This window comes from Xanthomonas albilineans (assembly GCF_002939705.1).
GTDB lineage: Bacteria > Pseudomonadota > Gammaproteobacteria > Xanthomonadales > Xanthomonadaceae > Xanthomonas_A > Xanthomonas_A albilineans.
This window is the reverse complement of sequence record NZ_MDCB01000011.1, coordinates 1-17,225: the sequence shown is the minus strand read 5'-3', so window position 1 is coordinate 17,225 and position 17,225 is coordinate 1. Positions and strand designations below refer to the sequence as shown.

13 protein-coding genes are annotated in these 17,225 nt (G+C 64.4%); 7 read left to right on the top strand and 6 right to left on the bottom strand.

All coding sequences use genetic code 11. The features are described from left to right. Positions 1 to 69 precede the first annotated feature (69 nt). A complete protein-coding gene (gene dapA, locus XalbCFBP2523_RS10735) occupies positions 70 to 978 on the top strand; it encodes a 4-hydroxy-tetrahydrodipicolinate synthase (RefSeq protein ID WP_045766684.1) in 909 nt (302 codons plus the stop codon). 17 nt (positions 979 to 995) lie between these two features. Continuing rightward, positions 996 to 1,514 carry a hypothetical protein gene (locus tag XalbCFBP2523_RS10730; protein ID WP_045765573.1) on the top strand — a complete coding sequence of 173 codons (519 nt, stop codon included), beginning with the start codon at positions 996 to 998 and terminating at the stop codon, positions 1,512 to 1,514. Between the two features lie 186 nt (positions 1,515 to 1,700). Here the strand turns inward: XalbCFBP2523_RS10730 and fdxA are convergent, their stop codons facing one another. The 5 genes from fdxA to XalbCFBP2523_RS10705 form a co-directional block, all read right to left on the bottom strand. Next, a complete protein-coding gene (fdxA, locus tag XalbCFBP2523_RS10725; protein ID WP_012915703.1) occupies positions 1,701 to 2,024 on the bottom strand; it encodes a ferredoxin FdxA in 324 nt (107 codons plus the stop codon). 92 nt (positions 2,025 to 2,116) lie between these two features. Then, on the bottom strand, positions 2,117 to 3,016 hold the full coding sequence (locus tag XalbCFBP2523_RS10720) for a 2-dehydro-3-deoxygalactonokinase (RefSeq protein ID WP_045765574.1): 900 nt from the start codon (positions 3,014 to 3,016) through the stop codon (positions 2,117 to 2,119). After that, positions 3,013 to 3,936, bottom strand: a complete 924-nt coding sequence (locus XalbCFBP2523_RS10715) for an SMP-30/gluconolactonase/LRE family protein (RefSeq protein WP_045765575.1) — start codon at positions 3,934 to 3,936, stop codon at positions 3,013 to 3,015. Before XalbCFBP2523_RS10715 ends, XalbCFBP2523_RS10720 begins: the two co-directional genes overlap by 4 nt. Before the next feature lie 4 nt (positions 3,937 to 3,940). Continuing rightward, positions 3,941 to 5,092 (bottom strand): galactonate dehydratase, encoded by a 1,152-nt coding sequence (dgoD, locus tag XalbCFBP2523_RS10710; RefSeq protein WP_045765576.1) that lies wholly within the window; start codon positions 5,090 to 5,092, stop codon positions 3,941 to 3,943. Beyond that, positions 5,089 to 5,709 (bottom strand): 2-dehydro-3-deoxy-6-phosphogalactonate aldolase, encoded by a 621-nt coding sequence (locus XalbCFBP2523_RS10705; RefSeq protein WP_045760611.1) that lies wholly within the window; start codon positions 5,707 to 5,709, stop codon positions 5,089 to 5,091. The genes dgoD and XalbCFBP2523_RS10705 overlap by 4 nt, the downstream gene beginning before the upstream one ends. A gap of 279 nt (positions 5,710 to 5,988) precedes the next feature. Here XalbCFBP2523_RS10705 and XalbCFBP2523_RS10700 point away from each other — a divergent pair, with 279 nt between their 5' ends. Continuing rightward, entirely contained in the window at positions 5,989 to 6,951 is a 963-nt protein-coding gene (locus tag XalbCFBP2523_RS10700; RefSeq protein WP_045760612.1) for a LysR substrate-binding domain-containing protein, read from the top strand. A gap of 6 nt (positions 6,952 to 6,957) precedes the next feature. On the opposite strand, the gene XalbCFBP2523_RS17340 is transcribed toward XalbCFBP2523_RS10700, so the two are convergent. Then, positions 6,958 to 7,080, bottom strand: a complete 123-nt coding sequence (locus XalbCFBP2523_RS17340; protein ID WP_268989559.1) for a hypothetical protein — start codon at positions 7,078 to 7,080, stop codon at positions 6,958 to 6,960. Between the two features lie 293 nt (positions 7,081 to 7,373). On the opposite strand from XalbCFBP2523_RS17340, the gene XalbCFBP2523_RS10695 reads away from it, so the two are divergent. The 4 genes from XalbCFBP2523_RS10695 to xylB all read left to right on the top strand — a co-directional run bounded on the left by XalbCFBP2523_RS10695 (position 7,374) and on the right by xylB (position 17,082). Next, positions 7,374 to 10,214 carry a TonB-dependent receptor gene (locus XalbCFBP2523_RS10695; protein ID WP_230599252.1) on the top strand — a complete coding sequence of 947 codons (2,841 nt, stop codon included), beginning with the start codon at positions 7,374 to 7,376 and terminating at the stop codon, positions 10,212 to 10,214. Between the two features lie 191 nt (positions 10,215 to 10,405). Then, positions 10,406 to 12,331, top strand: a complete 1,926-nt coding sequence (locus XalbCFBP2523_RS10690; protein ID WP_045765577.1) for a sialate O-acetylesterase — start codon at positions 10,406 to 10,408, stop codon at positions 12,329 to 12,331. 95 nt (positions 12,332 to 12,426) lie between these two features. Next, positions 12,427 to 15,318, top strand: coding sequence for a TIM-barrel domain-containing protein (locus XalbCFBP2523_RS10685; protein WP_045766686.1), 2,892 nt, complete (start codon positions 12,427 to 12,429; stop codon positions 15,316 to 15,318). A 270-nt stretch (positions 15,319 to 15,588) separates the two neighbouring features. Further along, entirely contained in the window at positions 15,589 to 17,082 is a 1,494-nt protein-coding gene (gene xylB, locus XalbCFBP2523_RS10680) for a xylulokinase (RefSeq protein ID WP_045765578.1), read from the top strand. Positions 17,083 to 17,225 lie beyond the last annotated feature (143 nt).

Below are 17,225 nucleotides of genomic sequence, written 5' to 3'. Positions count from 1 at the left end.
AGTAACATGCACTGGAAACCCGTCGGCGCAGGCCGCGCGGCCCTCATCTCCCAACGAGCATCCGGCATCTTGTCTTTCTCCGGCATCATCACCGCTCTGGCCACGCCCTTTCAGGCCAATGGCGATCTCGACCTCGACGCCTGGCAGCGGCTGCTCAAACGTCAGATCGAGGGCGGCGTGCAGGGTGTCGTGGTGGCGGGATCGACCGGCGAAGCGGCCACGCTGCTGGACGATGAATACGATCTGCTGATGCGCGAGGCGGTCGGCGCCATCGGTGGGCGCGTGCCGGTGCTGGCCGGGGCGGGCTTGTCCGGTACCGCCAAGACCGTGGCGCTGACGCGCCGCGCGGCGGCCAACGGTGCCCAGTACGCGCTGGTGGTGACGCCGCCTTATGTGCGTCCGACGCAGGCCGGTTTGCTGGCGCACTACACGCAAGTGGCCGAGCAAGGTGGTCTGCCGGTGGTGCTGTACAACGTGCCAGGCCGCACCGGTTGCGATTTGCTGCCGGAGACCGTGGCACGGCTGGCGCAGCACCCCGCGATCGTCGGCATCAAGGAGGCCAGTAGCGACCCGCAGCGTATCGCTGCGCTCGTGGCTTTGCGCAGTGAGCACTTTGCCGTGTTGAGCGGTGACGACGGTAGCGCTGCGCAGGCCATGCTGAGCGGCTTCGACGGACTGATTTCGGTCGCGTCCAATGCGTTGCCGGGAGCCTATCGCCATTTGTGCGATCTGGCGCGGGCGCAGCAGGCCGAGCCGACCCAGGCCTGGGATGCGCGTCTGCGCCCCTTTCATGCTTTTTGCGGCATCGAATCCAACCCGATTCCGGTCAAAGCGCTGTTGCAGCGTGCCGGGATCGGTCATGGCCTGCGGCTGCCGCTGCTGCCCTTGTCGGCGGCGCACCATGCCACGGCCGACCGTCTCGCCGCCGACGCCGTCGCGTTGGAACATTTATCCAGCCGCGAAACACTCGCGGCCTGACCCCAGGAGATTGATTGATGCGTGCTTCCGTTCCCTACGTCCGCGTGCTATCGGCCGCCGTTCTGGCGACCACCATGGTCGCGGCCACCAGCGGTTGCAGCTGGTTCCACAAGGGCAAGCCGCGTGGCGATTACCTGTTGCCGCCCGCCATGCGGCCGCTGGAAGTGCCGCCTGACCTGACCGCGCCGGATACCTCGGCGGCGATGAAGATCCCGGCGCTGGCTTCGGCCCAACGCCCGGCGCCGGCCCAGGCGCCGGCCGCGTCGAACAGCGGTTTTGTGGTGCCGGGTACGCGCGATCAGGTGTTCGGCCAGGTCGGCGATGCGCTGGGTGGTATCCCGGGTGTCACCATCGCCAGCAGTGCGCAACTGCTTGGTTCCTACGACGTGGGCTATGAAGGCAGCAATTTCCTGATTCGTGTGGTGGCTGTGGACGCCGGTGTGTCCGTCTCGGCGGTCGATGCGCGTGGCCTGCCGATGTCGGGTGAGGCCCCGGTCAAGCTGATCGCCGCGTTGAAGGCCAAGCTCGTCCATTGAACCCGATCAGGCGTTGGCAGTACGGCGTTCGCGCCGGCTGCGGCCACCAAAAAACGAACGGGCGCCGCAGGGCGCCCGTTCGTTTATGTGTCTGCGGAAGGGCTCAGTCGTAACCGGATTTTCCTGGGCCGCTTGCTGGTCGCTGCCCGGCGTGTGTCCGGAGCCGCCGCGCATGTTCCGGGCGGCCTACTTTTGCAGCAGCGACAGCTTGTTCGGCTTGCCGTCCCACTCGGCGGCGTCGGCCAGCGGTTCCTGGCGCGTGGTCAGGACCGGCCACGCTTTGGCCAGTTCCGCGTTCAACGCGACGAAAGCCTCCTGGCCAGCCGGCACGTCATCCTCCGGATAGATGGCGTTGGCCGGGCATTCCGGTTCGCACAGGGTGCAATCGATGCACTCGTCCGGATCGATCACCAGGAAGTTCGGACCGGCGTGGAAACAGTCTACGGGGCACACCTCCACGCAGTCGGTGTATTTGCATTTGATGCAGTTTTCGGTGACGACGAAAGGCATGGTTCGATCCGGGGATTAACTGTGCAATTCTAAAACAGTCGATGTCGTGGAGTGGAGAATGGGTCGGTAGCCGCGTGCTCGACGAGCGCCGATCAACTGGCGATACCGCCGTGCTGCCGCGCCAGCCGGTACAGCCCGCGTGCGGCCAGATCCTCCGGGTGGGTGTGGACGCTGCTGCCGAGTGCGCGCAAGGCGTGCGCGTAGCGCGTCAGCAGGCTACTGCCGCCGACTAGATGCACCACCGGCGCAAGCGGCAGGCGTGCGCGCAGTTCGTGGCCGATCAGCAGCCCGGACAGGTACGAGGGCGCTGCTGCCGCGCTCAGGCGTTCGAACAGGCCCAGGCTGCGCACGCCGAACAGGTGATGTAGTAATCCCCCGGGGTCGCCGCTGCGCTGCACGCCGGCGGCGAAGCCGAGTGCATCGAAGGTGGCGTCGTCGCTTTCCATCAACCGCGCCAGCAGGCTGTGTTGGCGCAGCAGTGCGTAGAGTTCGCCGGTCATCATCGTCGCCAGGGCGGCGATGCGGCCGTGTTCCAGGTCGACCCATTTGCTGTGGGTGCCAGGCAGGCAAACGGTGTGGTGGGCGCTGTCCTGTCGCTCCTGCGCCAGGGTGTCGAGCAGGCCGATCAATTGGGTTTCCTCACCGCGCATCACGTCCGGCACGGGGGCATTCGTGCTGGCGACGCCGGGCACGAACCACAGCGTGCGTCCGGGCAGTGCCGGGTCCCGCAGCGAGCGCATCGCCTTAGCCAGCGCGGTGGTGTCGGCGGGGCAGGGCGCGTAGGGTAGCTCGATCCAGCCATTGCGGCTGCCGATCATGCCGCAGAGCACGACGTCGCCCGGCCAGGTGTCGATCAATGCGGCCAGGGTCGCCGCGAAATGGCCTTGGCAGACCGCGATGCCTTGGTCGCTGCGGCGCTGTTCGAGGATGCCGCCATCGGCGTCGAGCCGATAGCCGCGCAGGCTGCTGGTCCCCCAATCGACGACGATCATGCTTTGGCGATGCGTCCTTCGGGCAGGCCGGCAATGCCGACCGCGGCCATGAACACGCCACCGGCCTGCGGTGTGCGCGCCAGTTCGGCCTCGCTGTGGTCCTGACGCGAGGTGCTCAGGTACAGCGTGGTGCCGTCGACACCGCCCAGTGCGGGGCAACTGGGATGCTTGACTGGCAGTGCGACACGCCGCTCGATGCTGCCATCGGGGCGGTAGCGCACCACCTGCCAGGCGCGCCATTGCGCGTTCCACACATGGCCTTCGGCATCGACGATGGCGCCATCCGGCTCGCCGCCGTCGCGCTCTAGTTCGACGAATACACGGCTGTTGCTGGTGTGGGCGCTGGCGGCGTCGTAGTCGCAGCACAGGATGCGCGGGTGCACCGAATCGCAGTAATACATGGTGCGGCCATCGGCGCTGAAGCAGATGGCGTTGGGAATGGCCACGCCGGGCAAGGGCAATCGGCGTAGGCCGTGGCGCGCGGACCATTGGTAGAAGCTGCCGACCGGCGCTCGATCAGCGCGCTCGCTCATGGTGCCGAACACGAAGTTGCCGTGGCGGTCGCTGCGGCCATCGTTGCTGCGAGTATCGTCGCGCTCGGGTTCGAGTTCGGCGAGTTGTTGCAGCGACAAGATGCTGGCCGTGTCGGTGGCCGCATCCGGGTCGGCGGCGTACACGCCCTTGACCATCGCCAGCAGCAGCCGACCATCGTCGAACAGGCCCAGACAGCCGGGACGGTCGGGTAGATCCCAGTGCCGGGTCGCGCCGCTGGCCGGGGCGTGCCGCCACAATCGGCGGCCAGTGATGTCGACCCAGAACAGCACCTGGCGATGCTCGCACCACAGGATGCTTTCGCCGTGCGCGCAGCGGCTATCCACGGCCAGCGTCGCGCTATCTTGGGCAGAGGCGTGTGCGTTCATGGAATCACCATTCGGCGATGCTACCGTCGGCGTGGCGCCAGACCGGGTTGTGCCAGTCGGGTGGATTGGCGCTGGCATGGCGCAGGCGTTCTTCGTCGATTTCCACGCCCAGGCCCGGTTTGGGCAATGCGGCGATGCTGCCGCTAGCGTCGCAGGCGAAGTCGTCCTTGTTGAGCACGTAGTCGAGCAGGTCGGCGCCTTCGTTGTAGTGGATGCCGATGCTCTGTTCCTGTAGCACCGCGTTGTGCGAGACGAAGTCGACCTGCAGGCAGGCGGCCAGGGCGACCGGGCCGAGCGGGCAGTGCGGGGCCAGGCCGACGTCGTAGGCCTCGGCCATGCTGGCGATCTTCAGGCATTCGGTAATGCCGCCGGCGTGCGACAGATCCGGTTGCAACAGCGACAGGCCACCGGCGTGCAGTACCGGCTTGAAGTCGAAGCGCGAGAACATGCGCTCGCCCGCAGCCAGCGGGATCGGTGTGGCGGCGGCCAGGCGCGGGTAGTACTCGGCGAGTTCCGGCAGCACCGGCTCTTCGACGAAGAGTGGCTTGAACGGTTCCAGCTCGCGCAGCAGCACGCGCGCCATAGGTGCGGCGACCCGGCCATGGAAATCGATCCCGAAGTCGATGCTGGTGCCGAAGGCCTCGCGGATCTGTGCGACCTTGGCGATCGCCGCGTCGACCGCACGTGGTCCGTCGATTAGCTTCATTTCCTCGGTACCGTTGAATTTGAACGTGTCGAAACCGAGGTCGCGGTAGTTCTGGATCTGCGCAATGGTCGCCGCGGGGCGGTCGCCGCCGACCCAGCGGTAGGTCTTCATGCGCTCGCGCACCAGTCCGCCCAGCAGTTCGTAGACCGGCACGCCGAGTGTTTTGCCCTTGATGTCCCACAAGGCCTGGTCGATCCCCGCGATGGCGCTCATCAGGATCGGGCCGCCGCGATAGAAGCCGCTGCGATAAAGCAGCTGCCACAGATCGTTGATCCGCGCCGGATCCTTCCCGATCAAATAGCCGCTGAGTTCGTGTACCGCGGTCTCGACGCTGCGTGCGCGGCCCTCGATGACCGGTTCGCCCCAGCCGGTAATGCCTTCGTCGGTTTCGACCTTCAAAAACAGCCAGCGCGGCGCCGCGTGGTAGGTGGTGAGGCGGACGATTTTCATGCGCGATCCAGATAGGCGTGGCGGAAGGCGGCGGCATGTGCCTGAGTCTGCGCGAGCGCCTGCCCAGGTCGATATAGTTCGCCGCCGATGCCGGCGCCGATCGCGCCAGCGGCGAGGTAGTCGTGCAGGGTGTCGATGGTGACGCCACCGACCACGAACACCGGCACCTGCGCCGGCAGTACCGCACGCAATGCGCGCACATGGCCGGGGCCATAGGTGGCGGCGGGGAACAGTTTGAGCATCTGCGCGCCGGCGTCCAGGGCGGCGAACGCCTCGGTCGCGGTGGCGAAGCCGGCCACCACCTGCAGGCCGCGCGTCAGTGCATGACGGATCAGCGCTGGGCAGGTGTTGGGGGTGACGATGAAGCGCGCGCCCAGTTCGGCGAGGGTGTCGACGTCGTCGGTGTGCAGCACCGTGCCGCCGCCGATCCAGCAACGCTGGCCGAACGCCTGCGCTACGGAGCCGATGCTGTCGGCCCAGCGTGGTGAATTGAGCGGGATCTCGATCGCGTCGTAACCGGTGTCGACCAGCGTGCCGACGTGCGCCAGCGCGTCCTCGGGTGTGAGGCCGCGCAGGATCGCAATCAGGGGGAGTTGGAACACGGAGGTGGCGGACATCGGCTTACCTGGCAGGGGAATACACGGCGTGCGCCGCGATCGGGTCAGAGAAGGGACGAGCCATCGATACCGCAATATGCAGGGCGTCCAGCGCATCCGCGTTGACGTTGACCCGCAAACGGGTCCGTCGGTCGTGAGCACGCGGTGCAACGGCATTGCGACAAGAGCCGCCGCGAGTGATTAGCGTGCGCGTGCGAGCTATGTGCTGCAAATGAAATTTTAGGCATATTCTATTCTCCTTGCGAATACAAAATCTCCTGTTCAGGATGTTCGTCCACGATGATCGCTTCCACCAACCCCTGGTTCAATGCGTCGCGCTTGAAGACCCGGCATCTGCTGCTGTTGCTGCAGTTGCACGAGCACCGTTCCGTGTTGCGCGCCGCCGAGGCGGCGAGCATGACCCAGCCGGCGGCATCCAAGCTGCTGGCGGAGATGGAAGACTTGTTGGGGGTGCGGCTGTTCGAGCGGCATGCGCGTGGGGTGGAGCCGACCTCTTATGGGCAGGTGCTGATCCGCCGCGCCCGCGCGGCGATGTCGGAGATCGGCCGTGCCCACGAGGAGATCGCCGCGCTGTGCCAGGGGCGCGTGGGTCAGGTTTTGATCGGCACGGTGGTCAACCCAGGGACCAATTTGGTGCCGCAGGCGATCATCGAGGTCAAGCGCGAGTTTCCGGGCATCCTGGTACGGGTGGAGATGGATTACAGCCGGCCGCTGGTGGCCAGGCTGCTGGATGGTCAGCTCGATATCGTGATCGGTCGCATCCTGGGCCCATACGGTGGCGAGGAACTGGACTTCGAGCCGTTGGCGGACGAGCCGCATTCGGTGGTGGCGCGTGCCGGTCATCCGTTATCCGCCCGCGCGGAGCTGCGTCATGCCGACTTGGCGCGGTACGGCTGGGTGTTGCCGCCGCTGGACAGCGTGTTGCGCGCACGCCTGGATGCGATGTTTCTGGAACATGCGGTGCCGGTGCCGCAGAACGTGATCGAAACCTCGTCGTTGCCGGTAATGACCAGTTTGCTGCGTGGCAGCGATCTACTGGCCGCGTTGCCGGCGGAGGCGGTGGCGCCCTACGTGCAGGCCAAACTGCTGACGGTGCTGCCGATTGCGCTGGGCGTGCGCATGGAGTCGTTCGGGATCATCCGTCGTCGCGATTATCTGCTGCCGCCGGGCGCCGAGCGCGTGTTGTTGGCGTTGCGCAACGCGGCCAAGCGTTTGTATCCGGAGCATGTATCGCTGGCGTGAGCCGTGTCACGCTGCTTGCGGGCGCGGATCGTCGCGCACGGTACCGGAGACGTGCCGGTGCGTGGAGACAGCGTGGGTGCGGGCGAGGTGCACGTGTCGGTTCAGATAGTCCAAACGCACATAGCTCATCCTGAAACTTTCATTTGTTCGTTTGGGGGTTCGTTCCTAGTCTCGCTCCATCGCGATTGCGATTAACGGGGGGTGAGCGCCGTGTGCGGCGCGCGTGTGGTGATCGATCCGATGTGCTTTTTGTCACGCTTTGTATCTTTACAACTTATCTGACGGGGCGTTCGCGCGCATCCGTCGCCTGTGTCGGTGTGCGTGTTTCCTGGGAGGGATTCGTCATGTCATCGCAGTACCCACGCGGTTCGGCTCGGCCGACCGCACGGCCATGTGCAACGCACATTCTGGCCCGCTCCGTCATCGCTGTAAGTATCGGTTTATTGCTCAGTGCTCAGGCACTGGCACAGCAGGCCGAGGATAGCGGCAATAAAAAAAATGCGTCCGTCACCGAACTCGATACGGTGCAAGTCAAAGGCGTGCGTGGCAGTTTGATCAAATCGCAGTCGATCAAACACGATGCCGAACAGGTCGTCGATTCGGTCAGCGCCGAGGATATCGGTGCGTTACCCGACCGCAGCGTGACCGAAAGCCTGCAGCGGGTCAGCGGCGTGACCATCGATCACTTCATGGCGCGCAACGATCCTGACCATTTCTCCGCCGAAGGCAGCGGAGTGATGATCCGCGGCATGACCCAGGTCCGCGGCGAGCTCAATGGTCGCGATAGCTTCAGCGCCGCCAGCGGCCGTGGCCTCAGCTTCGAGGATGTCCCGGCCGAACTGATGGCCGGTGTGGACGTCTACAAGAATCCATCGGCAGAGATCATCGAGGGCGGACTCGGCGGCACGGTCAACCTGCGTACGCGCATGCCGTTCGACCAGCCGGGCCGGAGCATCGCTTTCAACGCCGACGCCAACTACGGCGACCTCAGCAAGACTTACAAGCCGTCTGGCTCGTTCCTGTTCAGTAACCGCTGGAACACTGACCTGGGCGAAATGGGGTTGATGTTGGATGCGGCGTATTCGTCGATGGCCACGCGTAGCGATGGCGTCCAGGTCGAACCGTTCGTGCGCCGCACCGATCCGGCGCTGCTGGCTGGGACCAATTTTTCCAAGGTCTATGTGCCGGGTGGGGTCAATTGGCGGCAAATGGATTCCGAACGCAAGCGCAAGGGCATTGCGGCTGCATTCCAGTGGCGACCCAGTGATGACACCGACATCTATGTGCAGTACTTGCGTTCGACGTACGACATGAACTGGCAGGAGCACGCGGCGTTTTTCAACGATCAGAGCAATGCGGTCGGTCCTGCGCCGGGAACCATGTTCACCTACAACGATGAAGGCCGCTTCGTCAGTGGTGAGCCGGTGTCCAGTTCCTCGCGCGGCAATATTACCGGCAATGACGGCGTGCGCTTCTATACCCAGAATCGCTACGCGCAGCAGACCACCACGACCGCGGACCTGTCCGGTGGTTTCACCCAACGCCTGACCGACCGCTTGAACCTGCGCGGCGACATGCAATTGGTGCAGTCGCACAGCGATGCGCTGGATTTCACTCTGTTCGATTCGATCTACATGCCGGGCCTGACCTTCGATCTGAGCGGCAGTTACCCGTCGGTGACGCTTGCCAATCCCAGTTATCTCTCCGCTCCTGCCAATTATTTCTGGAGCGCGGCGATGGATCACCTGGGGCAGAACAGTGGCAGGGAGCTGGCCACACGCTTCGATCTGGACTACAGCTACGACGATAATCCGTGGTTGCGCAGTTTCCGCGCCGGCATTCGCGGCACTTCCCGTACCCAGACCAACAAGAACACCCGCTACAACTGGGGCGTGATTTCCGACAATTGGGCGCCCATTCCCGGCACGGCCACCGGGCTGGCTGATCTGGCCGATTACATGACCCAATCCTCGTCGTGGTACACCTTGTCGAACCTGTTCCGGGGCAAGGTGAACGTGCCAAAACAGTTGTATTTCCCCAGCGACGCGGCGGTCAAGGACTATGCCGGCACCACCAAGCTGATCGAGCAGATCGTCGCATTGCGCGGCACCGGTTGGTCGCCGGAGCATTACCAGTTGCAGGATATCAATCGCCAGTTCGAGCGCACCCAGGCCGCGTACATGATGCTGTACTTCGGCAACGATACGGCTTTGGGTGTCCCGGTGGACGGCAATGTCGGCGTGCGTGTGGTGCAGACCAAGACCAGTGCCACCGGCTACGGGCAATTTCCCGATCTGTCTGCGAGTACTTCCTCGGCCGCATTGGCGGCGGAGTACACCGGCCAGTATTTTCCCAATAATGCCAAGGGGAGCTACACCAACGTATTGCCAAGCTTCAATATGCGTTTCAAGTTCTCCGACGCGCTGCAATGGCGCATTGCCGCCTCCAAGGCCATCGCGCGTCCGGATTACAGCCAGCTACAACCGTATCTGTTGCTCGCCGCGACGATCCAAGATGGCGTGGTGACCCAATGGACCGGCACCGCCGGCAACCCGAACCTGAAACCGATGAAGGCCAACCAGTACGACACCGCGCTGGAATGGTATTTCGGCAAGAGCGACATGATGTATCTGACGTTGTTCTATAAAGACGTCAGGGACTACTTCTCCAATCAGACCGTCACCGAGATCTACAACGGCCAGCCGTGGCTGGTGACGCGTCCCTACAACATGGACAAGGGCCACATCGGCGGCTTCGAATATGGTTATACCCAGTTCTTCGATTTCCTGCCGGGCTGGATGAGCGGCTTTGGCGTCAATGCTAATTTTACCTTCGTCGATAGCAACGGCGGGGTCAATACTGCGACCGATCCCTACACCAAGACGACCGTTACCGGCGTGCGCCTGCCGTTGGAAGGGTTGTCGCGGCGTAGCTACAACCTGGCCGGCATCTACGAGAAAGGACCGTTGTCGGTTCGTCTGGCCTACAACTGGCGCTCGCGCTACCTGTTGAGCGCCAGCGACGTCATCACCAAGTTGCCGGCGTGGTCGGACGATTTCGGGCAACTGGATGCCTCCTTGTTCTATCGATTCACGCCGCACCTGCAACTGGGAGTGCAGGCCAACAACCTCACCAATACGGTGACCAAGGTGCTGATGGGGCCGACGTCCTATAGCGACGGCGAGGTCGATCCACACTTGTACACCCGCAGTTGGTTCGTCAACGACCGGCGCTATTCGCTGGTGCTGCGCGCCAATTGGTAGTGGCGATCCTGCCGTGGGTGCAGCGGGCCGCTGACGGCCAACCTCGCGGGACGTGATCTGGAGTGCGCCGAAACGGTGGTGCGCGCCTTGCCCTGGCGGCAATAGCCTGGGCAAGGCGCACGCCTTGTCGCAATGTAATCCACGGTTTCGCACGTATTTCAATCTAAATAACACGCTCTAGGATCCACACCATGCCCGTTTCCAGGTTTTCCTCCGTTCGCTGGCTGACTCTGTTGGCGATGGCAGCGTTGTCGTGGCCGGCGGCGGCCGCGTTGCAGTTGCCCTTGCTGTTCACCGAGGGTGCGGTGTTGCAGCGCGATGTGCCAATACCAGTGTGGGGATGGGCCACCCCGGGGGCGCGTATTCAGGTGCGCCTGGACGATGCGCAGGCGAACGCGGTCGCTGCGCCGGATGGACGCTGGCAGGCACAGTTGCCGGCGCATGCGGCGGGCGGTCCCTATGTGCTGGAGGTGCAGGGTGACGGCAGCCGGCAGCGTATCGGCGATGTGTTGATCGGCGATGTTTGGCTGGCCAGCGGTCAGTCCAATATGGAAATGCCGCTGGTGATGGCCCGCGACGGTGCGCGCGAAATCGCGGCTGCGACGGACTCGCAGTTGCGCGATTTCAAAGTGCCGCATACCTGGTCGCCGCAGCCGCAGCCGCGCTTGACCGGCGGAACATGGCAAGCCACCACGCCGGAGCATGCCCACGCGTTTTCCGCAGTAGCTTATTTTTTCGCGCGTGAGCTGCGCGAGCACATTGGCGTGCCAATAGGCATCATCGACAGCACGTGGAGTGGCAGTGCCATCGAGGCATGGATGGACCGGTCGGCGCTGGATATCGACGCGGCGCAGAGTGCGCGGCGCCAAGCCGAGCAGCAGGCCAAGGACGCGCGCACCTTGGCCGCGGTGCGTCAGCGCATCGCGCGCTGGCCGGCGGTGCAGGACAGCGCGAAGGCGTGGCGCGCGGCCGACCTGGACGACAGTCAGTGGGACAGCATTTCGGTCGAGCGCACGTGGGAAAGTAGCGGTTACGAGGGCATGGATGGCATCGCCTGGTATCGCACCTCCTTTACCCTCAGCGCCGCCGAAGCCAAGGCCGGTATTGTGCTGGGCGTGGGCAAGGTTGACGACTCCGACGTGACCTATGTCAATGGCCAGCAGGTCGGCAGCACCGAGAATCGCTGGAATCAGGCGCGCGTGTATCCAGTGCCGGCGACGGTGCTGAAGCCGGGCGTCAACCGGATTGCGGTGCAGGTGACCGATCTCGGCGGCGGCGGTGGTCTGCATGGCGAGGACAGCGAGCGCTTCGTCGAAGTCGCCGGTGGCGCCAGACGCCCATTGCAGGGCTGGAAGTTCCGTCCGGCCAAGGTCACGGTGAACTTGAACGATGACAAGAACCATGAGCCGACGCTGCTCTACAACGCGATGATCCATCCGTTGCAGCCGTTTCCGGTGCGAGGCGTGATCTGGTACCAGGGCGAGAGTAATGCCACCGCGCTCGGCGCGCTGCGTTATCGCGAACAGTTCGCCGCGATGATCCGGCACTGGCGCGAGGAACGTGGGCAGCCGCAATTGCCCTTCCTGTGGGTGCAACTGGCCAATTTCCGCGCTGGTGCCGACACGGACGACCTGAGTCCATGGGCGCTGCTGCGCGAGTCGCAGTCCAAAGCGCTGGCGCTGCCAGCGACGGCGCAGGTGGTGACCATCGATATCGGTACGCCTGGCGACATCCATCCGCCCGACAAGCAGGATGTCGCCCATCGTCTGGCGCTTGCCGCGCGCCACGTCGCCTACGGTGAAACGTTGATCTACACGGCGCCGGTGCTGGCCGATGCTCACTTCGATCACGGCCAGGCGAGGCTGCGTTTCGATCTGCTGGGCAGCGCGCTGGCGGTACGCGGTGGCGGGGAATTGCATGGTTTTGCTATTGCCGGGGCCGATCGCCGTTTTCATCCTGCACAAGCGCGCATCGAGGGCGACCACGTGCTGGTGCGTAGCGCGGCGGTGCCGCAGCCGCAGGCGGTGCGTTACGCTTGGAGCGAGAACCCGGCCGACGCCAACCTTGTTAACCGCGAGCAATTGCCGGTGTCTCCGTTCCGTACCGATACCTGGTGAGCGACGGTGGCTGCCGCCGTTTTTTACCATGCAGTCAGTGTGCTGTGCCGGTTGCCGACATCTGTTGCAGGCATGCGTGCCGGGAAGGAACGATGATGCACATTTCGAGCCACACCGTTCGTTCGGCCATGACGCTGCGGAGGCGTCTGTTCGCCTTGGTCTTGGCGTTGAGTGCATGCATCGCCGGCGCTGCGCTCGCGCAGCAGGTGACCCAGCAAGCCGATGGCATCATCGTGCGGCCCAGCGCGGAGGGAAGCGTGCCGGTTCGGCTGCAGGTGGTGGACAGCAATCTGTTGCGGGTCAGCGCCGATCCGCATGGCACCTTCCAACGCACGTCGAGTTTGATGCGCGTGCCGGTGCAGGGCGATAACAGCTTTCGTTTCGAGCGCCAGGGCGATGCGGTGTGGGTCCGGACCGCCAGATTGAGCGCGCGGGTTTCCATGATCGATGGCCACGTCAGTGTTGTCGATGCGCATGGCCGACCGTTGTTGTCCGAAGTGCCGGGTGGGCGCAGCTTCGTCCCGTTGACGGTGGAGGGCAAGGCGTACTTCAGCGTGCGTCAGCGCTTCGCCTCGCCGGCCGACGAGGCCTTTTATGGCTTCGGTCAGCACCAGCAAGGCTGGATGAATCAGAAAGGGCACAACGTCGAACTGCTGCAGAGCAATCTGGACATGGCGGTGCCGTTTTTGCTGTCCAGCCGCCACTACGGCATTTTGTGGGATAACAACGCGATCACCCGCATGGGCGATCCGCGCGGTCTGCAACCGCTACCGGCATCGCTGACCCTGTACGACGCGCAGGGCAAGCTTGGCGCGTTGACGGCGCGCTATGCGCTCGACGGCAAGCCGGTGCTGGAGCGGCGCGAGAACGAGATCGACTACCAGTACATCAAAGACCTCGCCAAGTTTCCGAAACAGGCCAAGCCCGGCGACACGCGCCGCATGCAGGTGGTCTGGGAGGGCGCGTTCGAAGCCCGCAGGGGCGGCGAGCATACGTTCTCGCTGTATGCCAGCGAATACACCAAGCTGTGGATCGACGGCAGGCTGGTGCTCGACCGCTGGCGACAGAACTGGAATCCCTGGCATCACGAATTCGCGTTGCACCTGCAGCCAGGCCAGCGGCATACGCTGAAGCTGGAATGGAGCCTGATCGATCCCAGCTACATCGCCCTGCTGCATCGCGATCCCTTGCCTGCTGCCGAGGCCAAGGAGCTATCGCTGTGGTCCGAGGTCGGGCAGATGATCGACTACTACGTCGTTGCCGGCGACAACGCCGATCAAGTCATCGCCGGTTACCGTGCGCTCACCGGCAAGGCGGTGCTGCTGCCGAAGTGGGCCTACGGGTTTTGGCAGAGCCGCGAACGCTACAAGCGCCAGGACGAATTGCTCGCGGTACTGGCGGAGTATCGCCGACGCAGGTTGCCCATCGACAACATCGTGCAGGACTGGTCGTACTGGCCCGAGGATGCCTGGGGGGCACACACCTTCGACAAGAGCCGTTTTCCAGATCCCGATGGCATGGTCAAGACGGTGCACGACCTGCACGCGCAGATCATGATCTCGGTATGGCCCAAGTTCTATCCGAGTACCGCCCACTACAAAGAACTGGATGCGGCCGGCTACATCTACAGACGCAATGTCCAGGTCGGTGAACGCGACTGGATCGGCAAGGGCTACAAAAATGCCTTCTACGATCCATACGCGGCGCAGGCGCAGGCGATCTACTGGCGCCAGATCGAGGAGACGCTCAACCGCAAGGGCTTCGACGCCTGGTGGCTGGACGCCGACGAACCCGATGTGCATTCCAACCTGGACATCGCCGAGCGCAAGGCCCGTACCACGCCGACCGCGCTGGGGCCTTCGACGGAGTTCTTCAATTCCTATCCGTTGCCGCATACCCACGGCATCTACGTCGGCGACCGTGCCGCCGACGGCAAACGCGTATTCATCCTCTCGCGCAAGGGCTACGCCGGCACGCAGCGCAATGCGGTGGCGGTGTGGAGCGGCGACATCGCATCGCGCTGGGACGATTTGCGCGAGCAGATTTCCGCCGGCGTCAACCTGTCGATGTCGGGCCTGCCGAACTGGACTTTCGACATCGGCGGTTTTGCGGTGGAGACGCGTTACGCACACCAGGATCCGGCGCATCTGCGGGAATGGCGCGAACTCAATACGCGTTGGTTCCAGTTCGGCGCGTTCGTGCCGCTGTTCCGTTCGCACGGGCAGTTCCCGTACCGCGAGATCTGGAACATTGCCCCGGAAGGCACGCCGTACTACGCCAGCATGGCGTACTACAGTCGTCTGCGTTACACCTTGCTGCCCTACATCTACACCCTCGCTGGCGATACCTACCACCATGACGGGGTGATCATGCGCGGTTTGCCGATGGACTTTCCGGACGATCCCAAGGTCGCCGACATCAACGATCAGTACCTGTTCGGGCCGGCGTTCCTGGTCGCGCCGGTGACCCGTTTCGGCGCGACCTCGCGTCAGGTGTACCTGCCGGCCGGGACCAGTTGGATCGACTTCAACAGCGGCAAGCGCTACGACGGTGGCCAGACCATCGAGGCGGCCGCGCCGCTGGAGCGCATGCCGTTGTTCGTGCGCGCCGGCGCGATCGTGCCGACCGCGCATGTGCAGCAGTATGTCGACGAAACGCCGGATGCGCCGCTGACCCTCGTGGTCTATACCGGCACCGACGGCCGTTTCTCGCTGTACGAGGACGATGGCAAGGGCTATGGCTACGAGCAGGGCGAATTCAGCCGGATTCCATTGGCCTGGGACCAGCGTACAGGCGTGTTGACCATCGGGGCGCGCGTGGGCCGCTGGCCGGGCATGCAGACTAGGCGCAGCTTCAACGTGCGCTTCGTCGATGGCCCACGTGCCGATGCTGGCGCACTTGAGCCCATGGCCGACATCCAAGTGCAGTACCACGGCCAGGCTGTGCGTGTGGCAAAGCCTGTCCTTTCGTCTGATGCGCCGCGCTGATCTCGGTCAACCCGGCGCGAAGCCGTCTGCAGTGCGCTGAGACGGCGGTGCAGGCCTTGTTTCAATGCGCTCCAACGGGCTTCGCACTCACTGCAACGTCGATCATAGGCACGATGGCAACCTGAAGCGATGCGTGCCCGATGTCGGTGGGGCTGAGCAACCGGCGTCGGGCGGACTACACTGTGTCGATGGTGGCCAGCCCCCTGCTGCCGCTTTTTCTCCTGGAGCGACGATGGATCTGTGTGTGTGCAACGAGCGGCGGGTGCGGCGATGAGCCTGTATATCGGTCTGGATGTGGGCACTCAGAGCGTCAAACTGCTCGCCTATGATGCGGACAGTCGTCGTGTGGTCGCCATGCACGGACATACGCTGGAGCTCATCAGTCGCGACGATGGCACCCGCGAACAAGAGGCGCAGTGGTGGATCGACGGCATCCTCGCCTGCTTTGCCGCCCTTGGCGCCGAACGCCGTGCGCAGGTTCGGGCGATCGCGGTCTCCGGGCAGCAGCATGGCTTCGTGCCGCTGGACGCGCAGGGGCAGGTCACCGCGCCGGTCAAGCTGTGGTGCGATACCAGTACCCAGCGCGAGTGCGAGGAGATCATGCAGGCGGTCGGTGGTGCGCAGCGCTGCGTGGAGTTGGCCGGTAACCCGATCCTGGCCGGCTACACCGCTTCCAAGCTGCCGTGGACGCGCAAGCACCGTCACCCGGCCTATGCCGCGATGACCTCGGTGCTGTTGCCGCACGACTACGTCAACTTCTGGCTCACCGGTGAGCGTTACACCGAGTTCGGCGATGCGTCCGGCAGCGGCTGGCTGGATGTGCGCCGTCGGCAGTGGTCGGCGCCGCTGTTGCAGGCGATCGATCCGCAGCGGGATCTGGCCGCGGCGTTGCCGCCGTTGGTGCCCACCGAGACCACCTTCGCCCTGTCCGCCACGGCGGCGCAGGCACTGGGATTGCCGCGCGAGGTTCGCGTGGCCACCGGTGGCGGCGACAACATGATGGCCGCGATCGGCACCGGCAATGTCGTGCCTGGACGCCTCACCATGAGCCTGGGTACCTCCGGCACCCTGTTCGCTTACGCCGACCGCCCGGTGGTGGATGCCGATGCGCGTTGGGCCGCGTTCTGCTCCTCCAGTGGCGGTTGGTTGCCGCTGATCTGCACCATGAACTGCACCGTTGCCACCGAGACCATCGCACGTCTGTTCGGGATCAAGACCGGGCAGGGCGAGGCCTTGCTCGACGCGACCACGCCCGGCGCCGGTGGCTTGGTGCTGCTGCCGTTCTTCAACGGCGAGCGCACCCCCAATCTACCGGCGGCGCGTGGTTGCCTGACTGGTATGGATCTGCACAACACCACGCCGGCACATTTCTATCGCGCGGCGATGGAGGGGGCCAGTTACAGCTTGCGCAATGGCTTCGATGCGTTTGTCGATGCCGGCCTGCGTTTCGATTCGATCTACGTCACCGGCGGTGGCAGCAAGAGCGCCGGTTGGCGTCAGCTCATCGCCGATCTGTTCGCGCTGCCGGTGCATGTGCCGGCGCAGGCCGAGGGGGCCGCGTTCGGCGCCGCCCTGCAGGCGCTGTGGGCCGATGCCCACGCCCAAGGCGAGCGCGCCAGCTTGGCCGAGGTCGTGCTGCAGCATCAACAGGACGATGCGGCGCTCTCCGCGCAGCCGGATGCGCAACGCGGCGAACAGTACCAGGCGCATTACCGTACTTTCGCGCAGCATCTGCAGGCCATCGGCCCGCTCTACGCCGGTTGATCCTTTTTCCCACGTCATGCCTATCAGGACTTTGTAATGAGCAATTCCGTCTATATCGGCGCCAAGGAATATTTTCCGGGCATCGGCCGCATTCCATTCGAAGGCAAGGCCTCGGACAACCCGCTGGCGTTCAAGGTCTACGA

Bases quoted from the DNA above. Each gene is read 5' to 3' on its own strand.
- XalbCFBP2523_RS10730 (WP_045765573.1), top strand. From the start codon at position 996: ATGCGTGCTTCCGTTCCCTACGTCCGCGTGCTATCGGCCGCCGTTCTG.
- fdxA (WP_012915703.1), bottom strand. From the start codon at position 2,024: ATGCCTTTCGTCGTCACCGAAAACTGCATCAAATGCAAATACACCGAC.
- XalbCFBP2523_RS10720 (WP_045765574.1), bottom strand. From the start codon at position 3,016: ATGATCGTCGTCGATTGGGGGACCAGCAGCCTGCGCGGCTATCGGCTC.
- XalbCFBP2523_RS10715 (WP_045765575.1), bottom strand. From the start codon at position 3,936: ATGAACGCACACGCCTCTGCCCAAGATAGCGCGACGCTGGCCGTGGAT.
- dgoD (WP_045765576.1), bottom strand. From the start codon at position 5,092: ATGAAAATCGTCCGCCTCACCACCTACCACGCGGCGCCGCGCTGGCTG.
- XalbCFBP2523_RS10705 (WP_045760611.1), bottom strand. From the start codon at position 5,709: ATGTCCGCCACCTCCGTGTTCCAACTCCCCCTGATTGCGATCCTGCGC.
- XalbCFBP2523_RS10700 (WP_045760612.1), top strand. From the start codon at position 5,989: ATGATCGCTTCCACCAACCCCTGGTTCAATGCGTCGCGCTTGAAGACC.
- XalbCFBP2523_RS17340 (WP_268989559.1), bottom strand. From the start codon at position 7,080: ATGAGCTATGTGCGTTTGGACTATCTGAACCGACACGTGCACCTCGCC.
- XalbCFBP2523_RS10690 (WP_045765577.1), top strand. From the start codon at position 10,406: ATGCCCGTTTCCAGGTTTTCCTCCGTTCGCTGGCTGACTCTGTTGGCG.
- XalbCFBP2523_RS10685 (WP_045766686.1), top strand. From the start codon at position 12,427: ATGCACATTTCGAGCCACACCGTTCGTTCGGCCATGACGCTGCGGAGG.
- xylB (WP_045765578.1), top strand. From the start codon at position 15,589: ATGAGCCTGTATATCGGTCTGGATGTGGGCACTCAGAGCGTCAAACTG.